13 protein-coding genes are annotated in these 17,772 nt (G+C 59.9%); 5 read left to right on the plus strand and 8 right to left on the minus strand.

The window, feature by feature from the left end; genetic code table 11:
- Positions 1-20 precede the first annotated feature (20 nt).
- Positions 21-1,049: a hypothetical protein gene (locus PREDE_RS05885; protein WP_005845031.1), complete on the minus strand. Its 1,029-nt coding sequence runs from the start codon at positions 1,047-1,049 to the stop codon at positions 21-23.
- A gap of 191 nt (positions 1,050-1,240) precedes the next feature.
- Between PREDE_RS05885 and PREDE_RS05890 the strand changes: the two genes are divergently transcribed.
- Positions 1,241-2,587: a DUF6080 domain-containing protein gene (locus tag PREDE_RS05890; protein ID WP_005845034.1), complete on the plus strand. Its 1,347-nt coding sequence runs from the start codon at positions 1,241-1,243 to the stop codon at positions 2,585-2,587.
- Positions 2,588-3,682: 1,095 nt separating this feature from the next.
- On the opposite strand, the gene PREDE_RS05900 is transcribed toward PREDE_RS05890, so the two are convergent.
- Together PREDE_RS05900 and PREDE_RS05905 are read right to left on the minus strand one after the other, a co-directional pair.
- Positions 3,683-5,296 carry an RluA family pseudouridine synthase gene (locus PREDE_RS05900; protein ID WP_005845043.1) on the minus strand — a complete coding sequence of 538 codons (1,614 nt, stop codon included), beginning with the start codon at positions 5,294-5,296 and terminating at the stop codon, positions 3,683-3,685.
- A 4-nt stretch (positions 5,297-5,300) separates the two neighbouring features.
- Positions 5,301-6,206: an FAD-dependent thymidylate synthase gene (locus PREDE_RS05905; protein WP_005845045.1), complete on the minus strand. Its 906-nt coding sequence runs from the start codon at positions 6,204-6,206 to the stop codon at positions 5,301-5,303.
- Between the two features lie 98 nt (positions 6,207-6,304).
- Between PREDE_RS05905 and PREDE_RS05910 the strand changes: the two genes are divergently transcribed.
- The 3 genes from PREDE_RS05910 to metG all read left to right on the plus strand — a co-directional run bounded on the left by PREDE_RS05910 (position 6,305) and on the right by metG (position 9,961).
- Positions 6,305-6,739, plus strand: a complete 435-nt coding sequence (locus tag PREDE_RS05910; RefSeq protein WP_005845047.1) for a Fur family transcriptional regulator — start codon at positions 6,305-6,307, stop codon at positions 6,737-6,739.
- A complete protein-coding gene (mutY, locus tag PREDE_RS05915) occupies positions 6,740-7,771 on the plus strand; it encodes an A/G-specific adenine glycosylase (RefSeq protein WP_005845049.1) in 1,032 nt (343 codons plus the stop codon). It abuts the gene before it with no gap.
- Positions 7,772-7,885: 114 nt separating this feature from the next.
- Complete coding sequence (gene metG / locus PREDE_RS05920) at positions 7,886-9,961, plus strand: methionine--tRNA ligase (RefSeq protein WP_005845050.1); 2,076 nt, start codon at positions 7,886-7,888, stop codon at positions 9,959-9,961.
- Positions 9,962-10,105: 144 nt separating this feature from the next.
- Here the strand turns inward: metG and PREDE_RS05925 are convergent, their stop codons facing one another.
- The 4 genes from PREDE_RS05925 to PREDE_RS05940 form a co-directional block, all read right to left on the minus strand.
- Positions 10,106-10,675 carry a porin family protein gene (locus tag PREDE_RS05925; protein WP_015298545.1) on the minus strand — a complete coding sequence of 190 codons (570 nt, stop codon included), beginning with the start codon at positions 10,673-10,675 and terminating at the stop codon, positions 10,106-10,108.
- A gap of 196 nt (positions 10,676-10,871) precedes the next feature.
- Complete coding sequence (locus PREDE_RS05930) at positions 10,872-11,426, minus strand: outer membrane beta-barrel protein (RefSeq protein ID WP_005845054.1); 555 nt, start codon at positions 11,424-11,426, stop codon at positions 10,872-10,874.
- Between the two features lie 79 nt (positions 11,427-11,505).
- Positions 11,506-15,063 carry an AAA domain-containing protein gene (locus tag PREDE_RS05935; RefSeq protein WP_005845056.1) on the minus strand — a complete coding sequence of 1,186 codons (3,558 nt, stop codon included), beginning with the start codon at positions 15,061-15,063 and terminating at the stop codon, positions 11,506-11,508.
- Positions 15,064-15,072: 9 nt separating this feature from the next.
- Positions 15,073-15,579: a methylated-DNA--[protein]-cysteine S-methyltransferase gene (locus PREDE_RS05940; RefSeq protein WP_027951746.1), complete on the minus strand. Its 507-nt coding sequence runs from the start codon at positions 15,577-15,579 to the stop codon at positions 15,073-15,075.
- A 150-nt stretch (positions 15,580-15,729) separates the two neighbouring features.
- Here PREDE_RS05940 and PREDE_RS05945 point away from each other — a divergent pair, with 150 nt between their 5' ends.
- Positions 15,730-16,197 carry a nucleoside deaminase gene (locus tag PREDE_RS05945; RefSeq protein WP_005845060.1) on the plus strand — a complete coding sequence of 156 codons (468 nt, stop codon included), beginning with the start codon at positions 15,730-15,732 and terminating at the stop codon, positions 16,195-16,197.
- A 418-nt stretch (positions 16,198-16,615) separates the two neighbouring features.
- Here PREDE_RS05945 and PREDE_RS05950 read toward each other — a convergent pair whose 3' ends face one another.
- Positions 16,616-17,638, minus strand: coding sequence for a YqiA/YcfP family alpha/beta fold hydrolase (locus tag PREDE_RS05950; protein ID WP_005845062.1), 1,023 nt, complete (start codon positions 17,636-17,638; stop codon positions 16,616-16,618).
- Between the last annotated feature and the right edge of the window lie 134 nt (positions 17,639-17,772).

A 17,772-nucleotide genomic window follows, 5' to 3' on the forward strand; every position in this document is an offset into this window, starting at 1 on the left:
GGCACGCCCCCAAAACTCTCCTACCGATGCCGCTCCCGGCCCGTCCACTTGCCCACCCGCCGGGCCAGTGCGCGGCCGATGGCGGCAAAGTTGGCGTAGCGAAGATTCAGCATTAATTCCTCCATTGAGCGGCCCACCTTGAGCCAAGGATGGTTCCAGCCCTGTGCACGATAGAAGTGTTCCTTGTAGTCCACGTACTCCATGACATACCGCGGATGGCGCAACGGGAAGTCGGTTTCGAACCGCCGCATGGTGAAGATGCGGCGCAGGCGGCGCGGCATGGTCTTCAACGCCGAGAAATGAGTGGAGTCGGCGGTGGCCCCCACGTTGTTAATCATGTTGCGGGTAGGCGTCACAGCCAGTCCGTTGCCCATGAGCAGGGCCGCCCAGAAGATGCTCTCGAAGAAAGGTTTGCCGCTCGCAGCATGGTCGGCACACATGCGCATGAAGTCGCGCCGGTAGCCCCTTGCCCTGACGAGCGAGGCCAGCTGGCGGCGGTTGAAGTCGTCGCGCATGAAGCCATACTGCTCGTCCCACTGCTCCACCACCCGTCGCCACGAGGCCCATCCCCAGATGGAAAACACCGAGGTAAAGAAGTAATCGTAGGGCACTCCGGGCGTCACCTCGTCGGTATTGAAGCCTGCCACCATCGCCACGCGCGGGTCGTGCTCGTAGCGATCGAGCATTTCCTTGCAAAAAGGAAAGAACGATTGCGCGGGCACCACGTCGTCCTCGAGCACCATCACCTTGTCGGCCAGCGAGAAAGCCCACGTATGCGACAGGTAGCCCGACGGGTCGCAGCCGCGGTTTTGCGTCTGATAGTTGCGCGCCACGTCGCATTCCCAGTCGATGTTCTCGTCGGCCACGATCTGCCGGCACGCCTCCACACCGGGCAGGTCGCGCCCGTCGCGTGGCCCGTCTTGGTAGAGAAACAGCCGCGAGGGCCGGGCTTTCCTCACCTCGTCGAACACCAGCCGGAACGTCTCCGGGCGGTTGAAGAAGAGCATCAGCACCGCAATGTCCGTCTTGTAGGGTTGTTTTGTCATCATTCGTCCTTGAGTTCTATGGCATGGTTCCGCCGTTGCCGCTGTCTGCCACAGCCGGAACACGCCCTTGCAAAGATAGGTGAATTATTCGGAAAACCATGCTTTTCAGTACCTAAAGGCAATCCCCTTTCGCCTTTTTTTCGTATTTTTGCGGCCACAAACCAAGGTTCAACACACCACTTGAAACCATTCTCATGACCCATCCACTGCATATTTTCAAAATCAAACGGGAGGAACGGTGGCTGGCCCTCGTGGCCCTGCTGTTCTTTGTGGGACTCAACGCCCTGCTCATCGGCAGCCACTGGGAGGCCTACACCCAGGGAGCGCCGGGCGGATTCTGGTCGCTCTTCACGCGCAGGTTCACCATGTCGGGCTACGACTGCTGGTCGTGGATCACCGTGTCGGGGCTTCGCATCCACTTCATCACCATCCGCCACCCGCTCTATCTCTCGTTTCTCTACCCCATGTACCTGCTCAACCACTGGCTCATGACCGAGACAGGCGTCAACTTTGCGGTGTTCATGATAGGGGCAGTGCTGGTTTTCTCGGCCGTCTACACGGCCATCTTCATGTACCGCATCTTCCGCGAGCTCCTGTCGGTGCCGCGAAATGATGCCCTGCTGCTCACGGCCCTGCTCTTCTCTTTCGGCCATGTCATGGTGCCGGCCATGGTGCCCGACCATTTCGTCATCTCACTCATGCTGCTCACCATGACGGCCTACATCGCCGGCAAGAAGCTGATGACGGGTCGGCTGATGCTGTGGTGGCAGTCGGCCCTGCTGCTGTTTTTCACCGCGGGCATCGCGGCCTCCAACGGCGTGAAGACGCTGCTGGCCGACCTTTTTGTGAACAGCCGCCGCGTGTTCAGGCCCCGGTTCGTCCTGCTGGGCACGGTCATGCCGCTGGCGTTGCTGCTGGGCATCCAGCAGTATCAGGTGGAGGCTTTCGAGGTGCCACAGGCCGAAGCCATCGCCCAGATGGAAAAAAAGAGCGCCAAGACCATGGACGCCAAGCAGAAAAAAGAGATTGCCGACCACCGCCGCTGGAAGCAAACGCACGACATGAAAGCGGCCGGCACGGGGGTGGCAAGCCTCATGGACTTCTCCACGCCACGGCTGCCCATCCTCGTCGAGGACTATTTCGGCGAGTCTATCCTGCTGCACCGCGGCCACGCGCTGGAGGATGTGCTGCGCACGCGACCCAGCATCGTGCGCTACCACTCGTGGTGGTGCTACGCCGTGGAGGCGTTCATGGTGGCGCTGCTCGCGGGTGGCCTGTGGCTGGGGCGGCGGCACCGGCTGGTGCAGATGCTGTTCTGCTGGTTCTGTTTCGACGTTCTGCTCAACCTCGTCCTTGGCTTCGCCGTGAACGAAATCTATATCATGGCCTCGGGATGGCTGTTCACCCTCCCCATCGCCGCCTCGTTCGTGTTGCAGCGCATGCGGGGAAAGTGGCATCTCCTGGCGCAGGCGGTCCTGGTCTTTGTGGTGGCCCTGCTCCTCGGACACAACCTCACGCTCGTCGTCCAACACCTGTATTGAGACGGCTCCGCCTGCGCTTTTTAGACAGAATAATGGGTGGGTTTAGACAGAACAACATATCTTACAGATGGCTCGCGCGGTGGGAAAAAGACATAGTAACAAAAGAACATATCAGCTCACACGGTATTTTTTAGACATAGTAACAAAAGAACATATTGGCTGCGCGAAGAAAGGGCTCACGCAGAGGCGCGGAGAAAAGGAGGCTGCGCGGGGATTTTTAAATCTGAACTTAAGGTCATCAAATGGATGGCCGGTGATTAAAGGTATTGACGTAGGGGCCGGCCTCCGTGCCGGCCCGCCCGTTTGGAACAAACGTTATATGCAATACGAAATGCCCACATACCGTTGGCATGCCATGGCGACGCCGTGCACCCACAACCATTGTGCCACATTCTATCAACCATTGCACCGCATTTTCACAACCATGGCACACTGCACCCACAATCTTTACACTGCATTTTCACAACCATGATACCGCATACTTGTAACCATGACACCGTGCACCTGCAACAGAAAGGCCGTAAACGCAAAGCGTTTACGGCCTTTTTGCATCGTGATAACGGTGTAAACGAGATGCGACGACGGCGCAAACACAACGCGTTTACGCCGTGACGATTTTGCCCCGACCGAGGGATGCCACAAAGATTGGGTTTCATTCGTCATGGCATGGCCCCGTCGTGGCGCATGCACAACCGCATTTTCACGCATCCTACCACCGTGAACGTTTGTTCCAAACATAGGGGCTGGCACGGAGCCCAGCCCCTACGCCAACACCTTTAATCACCGGCCATCCATTCGTTTTCCCCAAATTCAGATTTGAAAATCCCCGCGCAACCTCCTTGTCCTCGCGCCTTTGCGTGAGCCCTTTCTTCGCGCAACCTCCTTGTCCTCGCGCCTTTGCGTGAGCCCTTTCTTCGCGCAGCCTCCTTGTCTCCGTGCCTCTGCGTGAGCCCATTCATCGCGCAGCCAATATGTTCTTTTGTTACTATGTCTAAAAAATACCGTGTGAGCTGATATGTTCTTTTGTTACTATGTCTTTCTCCCACCGCGCGAGCCATCTGTAAGATATGTTGTTCTGTCTAAAGATACCCTGTCTTAAAAAGGGACGAGAGAGGTGAAGGTCATCTGTCGGCCCGTCTGCGGATGGCGGAAAGAGAGAGTCTGGGCATGCAGGTGCAGCCGGTCGGCCCGCTGTCCGTAGAGGGCATCGCCCACGATGGGATTGTCGAGACCCTGTCGGTGGGCGCAGTGCACGCGCAGCTGGTGGGTGCGTCCCGTGTGCGGATAGAGGGCCACCCGGCGGCCATCTATCCGCTCAAAGCGCGTCTCCGCCGGGCGGCCGTGCAGCCGATCCACCATCTGTCGGGGACGGTCGGCCAGGTCGGGACGCAGGGGCAAGGCTATCGAGCCACGCCCTACAGCCAGCGGACGCACCAGCTCGGCCACGTAACGCTTGGACACCTCGCGCCGCAGGAACTGCCGTTGCAAGTCCAGATAAGCCTCCATGGTGAGGGCCACCACCATCAGTCCGCTCGTGTCCATGTCCAGTCTGTGGACGATGAGCGGCCCCTCGGCGGCGGGATAGCGGCGGCGCAAGAGGCCCAGCACGCTCTCGCGCCCGTTCTTTCCCGGCACGGAGAGCATGCCCGCGGGCTTGTCCACCACGCAAATCCAGTCGTCCTCGTAGACCATCGGCAGTGTGTGAGCCGAGGGTTGTTCCAGCGGGTTGGAGGCCACGTCCATGCCCCGCAGCATCCACGGCAGCAGGGGCTTGCACTTGCCGTTGCACGCCGGATAGCACAGCAGGTGGTGGCGCACCTCGCCCCGCGGGCTCTCGCCCCACCAAAACATCGCCATGCCCACCGGCCGCAGCCCGTGGCTGAAGGCATAGTGCAGCAGCCGCGGCTCGCAGCACTCGCCCGCCCCGCCGGGTGGCTCCAGCCGATGGTCGGCAAAGATGTCGACCAGGTTGCGCCGCTCGCCCCGCGCATTGCACATCACGAAGTGGCGGAAGAGCCACGTCTGCAGGGCGTCGCTGCGCTGGCGCCGCAGCCGTTTAAGGGTCTGGATGCACTCCGCTTTCTGCCGTTCGCCGGCCTCGAACGCCTCGCGCAGGGCCCGCTGCCCCAGCTTCCAACGGTGCAGCTCGGCATTCTCGAACTGCCGGCGGCGGATGTAGGCCTCGTCGGTTTCGTCCTGTCGCCGCGCCTTGTCGGCCGCAGGACGCGGCGCGCCGGCCGTCCCTTCCCATGGCCGAGGGCGGGGCAGCTGCGCCAACTGCTGGCCGAGGTCTACGATTGCGGCCTCCTCGCGCTTGAAATAGCCGTCGGGCTGCAGATAATCGAACACGGCCGGCACGAAGTCCGGCCAGTCGCTACGCCCGCCTATCTGCCCGCTGTAGCCGGCGAGAAACTGATAACGGGGCGGTGCAGGGCCGTCGGTAGGCGAGGAAGAGGGAGCCGGACAAGGCGTTTCGACAATCAGCACGCCAAACATCTTGCCACGGGCAATCTCCGCCCGGAAAGCCGACGAGGGTGGCCGGGAGGAGAAACACTGCGACACCGAGCCGTCGAGCCAGGCCGTGAGCACGTTCATGGCCCCGCGGCAAAGCGCATCGGGGGTATAATAAAAAGGATTGTTGAACCGCTGCGGCGGCTCAACGGTCAGGTCCAAAGGGTGCAGCAGACCGGCAGGAACACTCACAACCATCGGCTTAGAGCAGTCCCAGCCGCACAAACTCCTCCATGAGGGGCTGTGCCAGCACCCTGGCATCGGGATGGGGAGCGCCGGTGGTGCCCAGGGCGCGCAGGTCGAAGAAGTGGCGCCAGTCGGCCACGAAGGCGGTGTGCACCAGTTCGGTGTTGGTGTCGAGCGGCAGCACGGCACGGGCTTCCTGCGGCTTTCGGCCCGCGGCCATCAGGTTCATGTAGGCCCGTTCTGCGGCCAGATTGGCAAATTGCCAGTTCTCCAGGTCGGTGGCCGTGCCGGCCATCACGCGGCCGAAGAGCGTGGCGAGCGTGCCGGCATCCGCGGCGGGTTCGGGGGCTGCGGCCGCATCGGCCACCCACGTGGGCAGGTTCACGGTGATTTCGTTGCCAAACTTGTCCTTGGCATAGTTGCAATAGCGCGTGGACTGCTCGGCCATGGAGTTGGCACGGTGGCGGTTGAACTCGCGGGTGGTGCCTATCTGGGTGGTGAAGTGCACGGTGACGCGCCGCTCGTGGTGCGGTGTGGGCCCGGCAAGCAGGTCGAGGTCGGTCATCCATCCGTTCTCGGCCAGCACGCGCAGGTTGGTTGTCACGTAGGCCGTGCCCGCCACGTCGTTCACCCAAGAGAACTTGTTGCGGCGGTAACGCTCGGCAGGGGGCAGGGCGGCGGCAGGGCCGGCGGCCCCGGCAGGACGGCCGGCCGAGGGACAGGCAAGGTACACCGTGCCGTGCTCGAGCATGGCCGTGTGGTCGCTCTTGACCATCCGCTCGACAAAGGGACGGGCCGAATCGGCCGTGCAGTGGTCTTCGCTTTTGTAACAAACGCGGCCCGCCCGCTCTATCTGGCGGTATATTCCGTCGAGTCCCGGCTGTTGGAGCCATATCTCAAAGGAGGGTTTCTGTATCTTCATGGACTGTTGGCTGTGGTTGGTTATCTGTTGCAAAGATAGCGATTTTAACGCGACGGCATGGCGAAAAACGCGGAATAATTGCTATTTTTGCAACTGTAATGGATGAATCGACCTGCGTAAAACTGCTCCAACAGCACGGCGTCAAGCCCACGAGCAACCGTATCGTGGTGGCCAAAGCCCTGGCCGCCGCCCCCCGTCCGGCATCGCTCTCCGACCTGGAGACGGCCATACTGACTATCGACAAGAGCGGCATCTTCCGCTCGCTGATGCTCTTTCGCGAACACCATCTGGTGCACGCGCTGGACGACGGCGAGGGCGGGGTGAGGTATGAACTGTGTCTAAGCCACGACGAAGACGGCGACGACGACGACACGCACGTCCACTTTTATTGCAGGAGCTGCCACCGGCTCTTCTGCCTTTACGACACGCCCGTGCCGCCGGTGACCGTGCCCGAGGGCTACACTGCGGCCACGGCCAACTACGTGGTCAAGGGGCTCTGCCCCGAATGCACGCGGAAAGGGGGAGGCAGATAGATGCCCACGCCCGACCTTGCCAGCACGCTGCTCGAGTGGTATGCCGAGCATGGGCGCGACTTGCCCTGGCGCCACACCCGCGACCCGTATGCCATCTGGCTCAGTGAAGTGATTCTTCAGCAGACGCGCATCAGTCAGGGACAGGCCTACTGGGAGCGGTTCATGGCCCGCTATCCCACCGTGGCCGATCTGGCAGCAGCCTCGGAGGACGACGTGCTGCGCCTGTGGCAAGGGCTGGGCTACTACAGCCGCGCCCGCAACCTGCACCACGCCGCCCGCCAAGTGGCGGCCATGGGCCGCTTTCCCGACACGCTCGACACCATCAGGCAGCTGAAAGGCGTGGGCGACTACACCGCCGCCGCCATTGCCTCGCTGGCCTTCGGGCTGCAGGCCGCCGTGGTCGACGGCAACGTCTACCGCGTGCTGGCGCGCGTCCATGGGCTCGACACGCCCATCAACTCCACGGAGGGCAAGCACCTGTTCCAGGCCATGGCCGACCAACTCATCGTGGGACACGAAGCAGGGGCCGTGAACCAGGCCCTCATGGACTTCGGCGCCATCCAGTGTACACCCAAGTCGCCCAACTGCCTGCTCTGCCCGTTGGCAGAGCGATGTGTGGCCCTGCGGCAGGGCCGCACCGAGGAATTGCCCGTGAAACTCAAGACCGTCAAGGTCGCCACCCGCCGCCTAAGCTACGTCTATATACGCTGCGAGGGCCACACAGCCATCCGTCAACGCGGCGCGGGCGACATCTGGCAGGGGCTGTGGGAGCCGCTGCTCGTCGAGGATGCACCCCTGCCCCGGCTGGACGGGAGGCTCACCCTACTGCGCCAAGGCGTGAAGCACGTGCTCACCCACCGCATTCTTCTGGCCGACTTCTACCTGCTCGACACCGACCTGCGCCCCGCGCTGCCCCCCGGCTACCGCTGGATTGCCGAGGCCGACATCGAACGCTACGCCCTGCCGCGGCTGGTGGAACTGCTGCTCGAAGCCGTTGCCGGGCACACGGCCGGCTGTGGCAAGACGGAGTGACACCCGCCGCACCGACATCGAAAAAGGCGGAATGGGCCGAAGTTCATGGGGCTTTTTGTAGCCCGTTAGCAGATTAATTTGTAATTTTGTACGCAAATTACAAATTACATTCAGATGCAAAACAACAAGTTCAAGCGGACCACGGTCACCGCTGCACTGCCTTATGCCAACGGCGGCGTGCACATAGGGCACCTCGCCGGCGTATATGTACCGGCCGACATTTACGTGCGCTACCTCCGGCTCAAGAAGCAGGAGGTGGTGTTTGTAGGCGGTTCCGACGAGCACGGCGTGCCCATTACCATCCGTGCCAAAAAGGAGGGGCTCACGCCGCAAGACGTGTGCGACCGCTACCACAAGCTGATAAAGGACTCGTTCGAGGAGTTCGGCATCTCGTTTGACGTGTACAGCCGCACCACCTCGAAGACGCACCATCAGTTTGCCTCCGACTTCTTCAGGAAGCTATACAACGACGGCAAGCTCGTGGAAAAGGACACCGAGCAGCTCTACGACGAGGAAGCCCACCAGTTTCTGGCCGACCGTTACGTCATGGGCACCTGCCCCCACTGCGGCAATCCCAATGCCTACGGCGACCAGTGCGAGCGGTGCGGCAGCGACTTGAGCCCCATGGAGCTCATCGAGCCCCACTCCACCATCAGCGGAGCGAAGCCTGTGGTGCGGCAGACCAAGAACTGGTACCTGCCCTTGAACAACTATCAGGAGTGGCTCAGACAGTGGATTCTCGACGGCCACAAGGAGTGGCGCTCCAACGTCTACGGCCAGTGCAAGAGCTGGCTCGACATGGATCTGCAGCCCCGCGCCATGACGCGCGATCTGGACTGGGGCATCCCCGTGCCCGTGAAAGGGGCTGAAGGCAAGGTGCTCTACGTGTGGTTCGACGCGCCGATTGGCTATATTTCCAATACCAAGGAGCTCTGCGACCGCGAGCCCGAACGCTGGGGCACATGGCAAAAATGGTGGCAGGACGAGGAGACGCGCTTGGTGCACTTCATCGGCAAGGACAACATCGTGTTCCATTGCCTCATCTTCCCCACCATGCTCAAGGCCCACGGCAGCTACATCCTGCCCGACAACGTGCCGGCAAACGAGTTTCTCAATCTGGAGAACGACAAGATTTCGACCTCGCGCAACTGGGCCGTTTGGCTGCATGAATACCTCCGCGACTTCCCCGGCAAGCAGGATGTGCTGCGCTATGTGCTCACGGCCAACGCCCCGGAAACCAAGGACAACAATTACACCTGGAGGGATTTTCAGGAGCGCAACAATTCCGAACTGGTAGCGATCTACGGCAACTTCGTGAATCGCGCCCTGCAACTCACCTGGAAATACTGGGACGGCGTGGTGCCGGCCTGCGGCGAACTGCTGGATGTGGACCGTCAGGCTGTCGCCGAGTTCAAGGATGTGAAGGAAAAAGTGGAGCAGTATCTCGATGCCTTCAAGTTCCGCGAGGCCCAGAAAGAGGCCATGAACCTGGCCCGTATCGGCAATCGGTACATCACCGAATGCGAGCCCTGGAAAGTGTGGAAAACCGATTCCAAGCGCGTGGAAACCATTCTGAACATCTCGTTGCAGCTGGTGGCCAACCTGGCCATAGCCTTTGAACCGTTCCTGCCTTTCAGCAGCCGCGACCTGCGTGGCATGATTGGCATGACACGTTTCGACTGGGCCGAGCTGGGCAGTACCGAACTGCTCAAGGCCGGCAACCGGCTGGGCAAGCCGCATCTGCTCTTTGAAAAGATCGAGGACGAGGCCATCCAGGCTCAGCTCGACAAGCTGGAGGCCACGCGCCAAACCAACGAACAGGCCCAGGCCGCACTGGATTACAAGGCTGCGCCCATCAAGGCCGACATCCCGTTCGACGATTTCGAGAAGCTCGACATCCGTGTGGGGCACGTCAAGGACTGCCAAAAGGTGAAGAAAAGCAACAAGCTTTTGCAGTTCACCATCGACGACGGGTCGGGGCAGGACCGTACCATCCTCTCGGGTATCGCCAAGTTTTACGAGCCCGAACAGCTGGTGGGCAAGGACGTGCTCTTCGTGGCCAACTTTGCTCCACGCAAGATAATGGGCATCGAAAGCCAGGGCATGATTCTCTCCGCCCTCAATTTCGACGGGTCGCTGGCCGTCACCACGACGCTCGGCGAGGTGAAGCCCGGCTCCCAGGTGGGCTGACCACACCTTATATATAAGGAGACTCCCCGGAAGAATGAAGTGCATTCTTTCAGGGAGTCTTTGGTATCGGCACCGGGCCGGCACGTGCATGACGTGCGGACGACACATACATGACGTGTGTCCGGCACGCGCTTCGCGCATGGATTACAGGTCGAACTTGTAGCCAAGCGTAATCTGGAACACGCTGTTCTTCGCGTCGCCAGACTTGAAAGCGTCGGTCACACCGAAGTTGTAACGGCCGTCAAGCACGAAGTTGTTGTACTCATACGACAGCCCCACGGGGATGGCCAGGTCTACAGTCTTGGCAATTGAGTTGTCCTTGTCTACGCAAAAGCCGGGCTGCACGCCAAGTTTCACGGCCATTCCCTTGAGTACATACACGTTGGCCAGGATGGGCACGTTGATGTAACTCAGGTTGAGTTTCACGTCGCCGGTCTTTACCTTGCCCACGAAAGGCAGGTCGACGCTGATTCCGCTCCACTTGGCACCCTGCATAGAATAGAGTGCACCGGCGGTGATGCTGAAGATGTCGGTGGCCTGATACTCGAATTCGGCACCGGCGGCAAGGCCTACTTTGGCATCGGCATTGGCGTTGGTCAGGCTGGAAATGGTCATGCCCACTTGGGGTTTCAATGACAATGTACCGACCTCGTGCTGAGCATAGCCAGCCAAGGAGGAAAGCATCACAACTGCTGAAAGGATAATCTTTTTCATGTTCACTATGTTTAAATGGTTAAAATAATCATTCATTTGATCGTCTTCTCTTGCTGCCGGGCGTATCAAGATCGGTTTCCGGTCTGCATCCGACAAGTGCAAAAGTAAAAGAATTCTTAAAAAGGCCATAGGGAGATTCCCCTAAAAACAGGGGGAATATCCCTATGGTAAAGTAGCGTCACCGCCTCGGGGCGGTTTAGAAGTTGTAGTAAAGGCCGAACTGCACGTTGTTGCCGTTCACGTCGAAGCCGAAAGCGTGGGTGTTGTTGTTGTCTCCTTCGGGGTTCATTTCCTCGTAGCCCAGGAAGCCTACCTTGCCCACGAACGTAAAATGCTTGCTCAGATTCACGGCCACGCCCGGCTGAACGCCCACGTTGAAAGCGGTGAAGTCCACGTGATTAGCCTCTCCAGACGCGAAACCGAGGCCCATGTCGAGGAACACGTTCACCATTTTCGAGTGATAGAAAGTCCAGCGGGCATAGGGCGAAATCTCGAAAGCCTTGACGTCATTCGCGTTGGACAACTTGTTGTTGAGCATGGAAAAAGTGCCTTTCCGATAGCCAATCGTCGTGCCAATTGCCCAAGAATTGTTCAGGTTGTAGCCAATCTCGGGCAAGAACTTGAACGAAGTTTCGTCGTCACCGCCCTGCGAACCAATGCTGGCTATGCCGACAGTTCCACCTAAATACACCTGTGCCTGAGCACAAACAGCCATCATGGCGATGACCAAAGTCATGAATAACTTTTTCATTTCCTTACTTGTTTTTAATTCTCTTTGGCTCTTTCAAGTCGTGACAAAGTTATAAAAAAAGCGGTACAACAGCCGTTTATTAATCTTTTTTTACCTTTTTCTCGGCATTTTCTTGACTTATATAGCCTCCGCGAGCCCGAATATAGTCCATGAGCTGGCTGAAAAGGGGCGATGCCGCCAGCGTCCGGGCATTGCCCGTGAGCAGCAATTGTTTGCGGGCGCGGGTAAGGGCGACGTTGAGTTTGCGGTCGATAAGGCGGCCGTCCTCATAGAAGCTGTTGGCTGTGAGAAAGCCCAACTGCCAGCGTTGCTGGATAGTAAACGAGTAGATAATGACGTCGCGCTGCGACCCTTGGTAGCGTTCCACGGTGTCAATGCTTACTTGTTCCAGTCCGGGCAAGCCCAGAAGCTCGATCTCCTGACGTATCATGGCGATCTGGTTGCGGTAGGGAACGATGACACCCACGGTCTTGTCGGGCTCGAAACGACTGCCATAAAACCGGCGGATGCGCCGCAGCAGCGAGGCCACAAGGCGGGCCTCGGCGGCATTCACCTTGTCGGAGAGGTCAGGCTGGCGGCAGTCTTCCGAAGCAAAGAAGAGCAGACGGTGCCGCTTGAGCAGCCTGTCGATATTGTCTTGAGCGGGCAAAGCATAGTGCAATTGCGCCTCCTGCTGGTGGCGAAGAGGTACAGGAACCAGCTGTTCGGCCAAGTAGAACGCCTCACTTGGGAACTCAGCGATGGCGGGGTGCATGCGTCCTTGTCGGCGCAACGTGCCGATGAAATCGGTGCGGTCGGCCGCCTGTTCCTGGCGGATGAGGCGCTCGAAGAGGCTGTTCTTGCAGTTGGTGAGCCCGATGGCCTGCAGTTCGGGCTCGGTCACGCGGGCTTCCTCGTCGTTCTGCTGCACCACGGCGGGCAGTTGCTTGTAGTCACCGATGAGGATAAACTTGTCGATGTTGCACGTAGGCCCGCCGCCCACCGCCGCAGCAGCACCGTCTGCCGGGGAGACGGTGGGGCGGTGGCTGGCCAGCAAACCGATGATGGAAGGCTCGAGAATCTGTGAACTCTCGTCGACAATGGCTAGCGAGAAGTGCTTCAAGCTGAAGATGAAAGGCCGTGACTGGAGCATCGACGTGGTGGAGACGACGACACGCGTGCGCAGCAACCGCCCGCGCATGTCGTCGAGCCGGGGACTTTCGCCCACGATGTTGGAGACAAGATAGGGCGCATAGGCCGGTGCACAGCTCAGTTCATGGCCCAGCCGAATGAAGCCAATGCCCGCCTCAACGAGCATGCCGCAGATTTCATCGACGGCACGGTTGGTATAAGAAAGCAGCAGAATGGAGGAATTTGGAGATGCGGCCAAGGCCTCTTCCACCAAATACCGCAGGGCCCTACTGGTCTTTCCAGTACCCGGCGGCCCCACGAGCAGGAAGAAATCGCGGGCCTGTTTGGCCCGCAGAAGCAGCGGGTCGAGCTCGGCATCATAGCTGCGTGACAGGGTGACCGTCTTGTCACAACGCGGCACACGCTGCCCCAACAGCAGGGCTTTGCGGTCGGGTGCGGAGGTAACCAGCTCGTAAATGGCCTGTATGGCAGCACTGCCACCCGCATCGCTGCTGCCGTGTTCGATACACCACGCGAACGGCTTTCCCTGTGCAGCCTCGCCCGCCACCCATCCGCCGTAGGGCAAATGGTCGAAAATGGCCGCATTTTGCTGGCCGTCGGCCAGCTTCACCGTGAGGCTGTCGGTGTGAATTTCAGCCAACCCGCCCTTGAAGAGCAGGGCTCGACGCACGTCGGGCTCCTGGTCTTCGGGGTAGGCGTAGAGGTAAACCATGTCGCCCCGACGGAAGTTGGGCAGGAAGTCCTCCCCCTGATGGGGCACCGACAACGTGATGAGGTCGTAGCCGCCATAGCCTTCCGGCCCCGTGCTTTTCTCCTTATTTATAATATGCAGACCGGTGTAGATGTTGCCGGTCTCCTTTTTTTCGGCCAAGGGCATGTTCCAGAGATTGGCCGTGCAACTGCCCACGCCTCCAGCCACCCCCACCTTTGCCATCAGGTTTTCGCGCACGGCGAAACGCAGCATCCGGCAGAAGTAGGCGCGTTCCAGCCCCCGCAGCACCTGTAGCGGGCGTAGCACCTCGTCAAGCTGCGGCCGCAGATACTGGTCGTAGAAGAATCCTTGCATGCCCTCGGTGTTGAGTTCCTGGGACGTGAGCCGGGGCAACAAGCGGGCGGGCCCGTCATGAGCCAGCTCGAACTCCAGGGCCACGGCCTCGTTGCGAAAGCGAATGGCCTCGTAGACCAGCCGCATCAGGTTGGCCACATCGAGCAAACCGCCGGGCAACGGATACCGGGAATAGAGCAGACGGATGTGTGTTTCCGACCGGTGGAAGTTGTAATAGAGGATGCCATAATAGAGCAACACCTGCACGTAGTGCTTCTCCACAGCCCGCGACCCATGCCGGTTGTTGAGCCCACGCTCCACAAAAAGATTGCGCCCCGACTTCTGCTCCACGAGCAGCTGCAGGTCGGTGGTCATGAGATCCACGCGTCCTTGGATGCCCAGTTTCTCACAGATGAACGACGGTTCCAGGATGGCCCTGTCCAGACGGAACTCTTGTCGCAACGCCTCCACAACGTGCTGCAGGTTGGTTGTCTGCGTAGCGGCATCCTGTTTGAACCGTTCACCGTCAAAGTCGGGGCACGTGCTGTACTCCATTGCCCTCTCCCGAAAGCTGTTCATCAGCGTGCGGGCCGGCGAGAAAGAGGGCTGGTTGATGATGTCGTCGAGTGCGCTTCCAGCAAAGTTTCCCAGCAAAATGGGCTGGCTGTTGGCCTTGGAACGCATGCGGCTGACGAGATAAAGCAACGGGTGGTGCCCGTAGTCCTCGAAACAACTGGCAATGGTGCTGATGTCGATCAGGCAGTCGGGCTCCACCACGATGAGGCGCGGCGTGAGCGTGCGCCCCTCGGCGTGGCAGCCAAGCAGGCCCAGCTGCATGCCCTCGCGCAGCAAACCGGCCAGATAGCCCATGCGCGCATACTGTGTCTCCTCGGTATATCGCACCTCGTAAAGGGGCTGCCCGTCGGCCGTGTCCCCGGTCTCCGGGTCCTCGTCGATGACCACCCGAATCACATTTTCATCCCACGAGCGCACGATGGCCCGCCTGTCGGGCGTATTGGCCCGCGGCCGACGCTCGGCTTCCGGGTGGTTGCGGGACAGGGCATCCGTGAGTGCTGAGGGCACGGCCACACGGTAGACGCGTCCCACGAGCGTGGCCAATGCGTGCATGTCGTAGCGCAGCTGTTCGGGTGTCAGCGGCCGGCTATGGTTGGAGTCACGGCGCATCTGCCGAATGGCATTGGCCTCCGGGGCGGGGATATGGAGCATGCGGACGAGCGTCTCCACCTGGGCATTGAGGTCGCCAAAGCCATACCGCGTGTGCTTGAGCCCCTCGGCACACACCTGCACCAGCGTCTCGTGCATCAGTCGGTTGGCCACTGCCGGATGCCGGGCGTGGATGTCGGGCAGCGAGACTACCGTGTCCATCAGCTCACGGGCCACTCCGTCCGCGGCGATGCTGGCGGCGGGGCGGGCCGATATGTCTGTCAACCGATTGTCCATCACCCCCGTTTACTGCCGGTCGGCCAGTCTGGTCCGCTCCCATGCAATGAGTTTCTGCTTGAGTTCGCGCCCCCAATGGTATTCGCCCGTGGTGCCGTCGCTGTGCACCACCCGGTGGCAGGGCACAAGCATAGCCACAGGATTCCGGGCCACGGCCGAGGCCACGGCGCGCACGCCGCGGGGATTGCCCACGCGATCGGCTATCTCCTGATAGCTGGCCGTCTGGCCAAAGGGAATGCGCATCACCTCCTGCCACACCACCTTTTGGAAGTCGGTGCCCCACAGATCGAGCTTCAACGCATGGTCGTAACCCTCAAAGATGACGCGCTCCACGGTGTGAGCCATGGTGTCGCTCTGCGTGGTGGGCGTGTATTCGCCCCATCGCCGAGCCAGCTCATGAATGGTTTCCATGCGGTTGTGGTCGAGAAACTGCAGGTCGCAGATGCCGTCCCATGTGCGGGCCACGATAAGCTCGCCGAAAGGACTGTCGGTAAATCCGTATTCAATCTTGGTCATGTCTTGATGTTCTGCTGGGTGTTGTAGCGTTGCAAAGATAGGCAATAAACGGCGAAAAAGCCCGTCCAGGTGCAAAAAGTTGGGGCCTTTACGGTGCTTTCTTCGGGATTTTACTTATCTTTGATACCCTATCCATTAAATCGAAACACGATGAACCAGGAAGAACTGATGCGCAGGGCCATTGCCTTGAGCGAAAAGAGTGTGCGCCAAGGGGGCGGTCCCTTTGGTGCTGTGATTGCCCGCGAGGGCGTGGTGGTGGCCGAAGCCTCCAACAGTGTCACGCTGGACCACGACCCTACGGCCCATGCCGAGGTGAATGCCATCCGTGCAGCCTGCACGCGGCTACGTTCCTTTGACCTCTCGGGCTGCGAAATCTATTGCTCGTGCGAGCCCTGCCCCATGTGCCTGGGAGCTATCTACTGGGCCCGGCTCGACCGCATTTACTATGCCAACGACCGTAAGGCGGCCGCCGGCATCGGCTTCGACGATGACTTCATCTATGAGGAAATAGGGCGTCCGCTGGCCCAGCGCCACTGCCCCATCCAGCCCCTGCTGCCCGAAGAGGGCCGTCGGGCATTTGACCTGTGGCGAGACAAAGGAGACAAAACCCGGTATTAAGCCATGTGGCGCGCGGTGGAGTTAGACAGAATAATGGGTGGTTTTAGATAGAGTAACGGTGGTTTTTAGACAGAGTTACGGTGGATTTTAGACAGAACAACATATTAAACATATGGCTGGCGCGGTGGGTTTTAGACATAGTAACAGAATAACATATTGGCTGGCGCGGTGAGTTTTAGCTGTTACAACGGACTTTGAATGTGGGGTGGGGGGATATTGGCGTAGGGGCTGGCCCCTACGCCAATATCCGTTTAGCCCACAAAATCAACACATCAATATATCATTACCCCCCAAAAATATGGCGCACCCTACCTGTTATTCTGTTACTATGTCTAAAACCCACCGCGCCAGCCATATGTTTAATGTTGTTATGTCTAAAACCCACCGTTGTTCTGTCTAACTCCCACTGTTGCCCTGTCTAACTCTCGGCTGGTTTGAGACGGCTGTAGAACGTGATGATGTCTTCCCATGTCTTGAACTCGTCAGAGCCGAAGGCGATGCCCGTGCCCATGAAACCCGTGTCGGGGGCCGTGTCGATGAAGTAGTCGCCATAGAGCAGCCGCTTCTGGTTGGTATAAATCACGCGGTCGTGGGCCGGTGTGGAGAGGTACTGCTCCACCCACGAGGCCGTGTCGGCGAGGTCGGCATGGGCATTGGTGGGCGCCGGGGCCACGACATACACCTCGTAGCTCTCCACCAACAAGGCAAAAGCCTTGGCCAGACTCGACTTGGGTTTGCCGTAGCCGTCGGCTAGCGTACTGCTGTCAATGTAGACGATGGGCCGCTCGCGGCCCTCCTGCCGGTCGTCTATCCAGCGGATGACAGGCACCACACCATTCATGAACGAGCGGTCGTCCATGCGGTGGCCGCCGTGGAAACGGGCTGCCTGGGGGTAGTGACGGCGGTAGAGGGCATAGGTATCCACCACGTCGTCCTCGTCGCCGAAGAGCCCCCACACGCGCTGTTGCTCGGCGGCGCGCGCCTCGGGCCCCATGGCCTCCAGCGCGTTGAAGCACTGTTCGGTCATTTCCCGATACTCCTTCTCCAGTGCCTTGGTCACCAAGAACCCCGTCTCGCCGTCCCGACGCGGGTTCTGCCACAGCTGCTTGCCCGTCATGCCGTGGTCTTTCATGGTCTGCCCCATCTCGAAAGCGGGGTTCACACAGATGCGGTCGTAGCCGTAGAGCATCTCAGTGTACATGCCGCCCATCGACGTGCCGAGGATGAGCCGGGGCTTCAGCTCGTCCACCTTGCGGCGCAACAAGTCCATGGCCTCGGCCGGATGGATCGGCAGATCGAACGCCTCCACACGGGCCTGGGGAAAGGTTTGCCGGATGCGCGCCACCGTGCCCGAGGCTGCAGACGACCCGAATCCGTGGTTGTAGAGGATGATCTTGCCCGCCATGAGGTCGGGAAACTGCTTGACATAAGGATTCTCCATATTGTGTTTCGTTAGCTTTTACGGTGCAAAGTTAGCCCTTTTTCGGCAGAATTACGCCTGTTTGCTTGCGTGCGCCCGATATTTTTCCTACTTTTGCGAGGGCTGGCCGGCGGTTGTCCGCGAGGCGGCCACAG

Source organism: Prevotella dentalis DSM 3688, from assembly GCF_000242335.1.
GTDB lineage: Bacteria > Bacteroidota > Bacteroidia > Bacteroidales > Bacteroidaceae > Prevotella > Prevotella seregens.

Coding starts and splice junctions, on each gene's coding strand:
- PREDE_RS05890 (WP_005845034.1), top strand. CDS start 1,241: ATGACCCATCCACTGCATATTTTCAAAATCAAACGGGAGGAACGGTGG.
- PREDE_RS05930 (WP_005845054.1), bottom strand. CDS start 11,426: ATGAAAAAGTTATTCATGACTTTGGTCATCGCCATGATGGCTGTTTGT.
- PREDE_RS05885 (WP_005845031.1), bottom strand. CDS start 1,049: ATGATGACAAAACAACCCTACAAGACGGACATTGCGGTGCTGATGCTC.
- PREDE_RS05945 (WP_005845060.1), top strand. CDS start 15,730: ATGAACCAGGAAGAACTGATGCGCAGGGCCATTGCCTTGAGCGAAAAG.
- PREDE_RS05905 (WP_005845045.1), bottom strand. CDS start 6,206: ATGAAGATACAGAAACCCTCCTTTGAGATATGGCTCCAACAGCCGGGA.
- PREDE_RS05925 (WP_015298545.1), bottom strand. CDS start 10,675: ATGAAAAAGATTATCCTTTCAGCAGTTGTGATGCTTTCCTCCTTGGCT.
- PREDE_RS05940 (WP_027951746.1), bottom strand. CDS start 15,579: ATGACCAAGATTGAATACGGATTTACCGACAGTCCTTTCGGCGAGCTT.
- PREDE_RS05935 (WP_005845056.1), bottom strand. CDS start 15,063: ATGGACAATCGGTTGACAGACATATCGGCCCGCCCCGCCGCCAGCATC.
- metG (WP_005845050.1), top strand. CDS start 7,886: ATGCAAAACAACAAGTTCAAGCGGACCACGGTCACCGCTGCACTGCCT.
- PREDE_RS05910 (WP_005845047.1), top strand. CDS start 6,305: ATGGATGAATCGACCTGCGTAAAACTGCTCCAACAGCACGGCGTCAAG.
- mutY (WP_005845049.1), top strand. CDS start 6,740: ATGCCCACGCCCGACCTTGCCAGCACGCTGCTCGAGTGGTATGCCGAG.
- PREDE_RS05950 (WP_005845062.1), bottom strand. CDS start 17,638: ATGGAGAATCCTTATGTCAAGCAGTTTCCCGACCTCATGGCGGGCAAG.
- PREDE_RS05900 (WP_005845043.1), bottom strand. CDS start 5,296: ATGGTTGTGAGTGTTCCTGCCGGTCTGCTGCACCCTTTGGACCTGACC.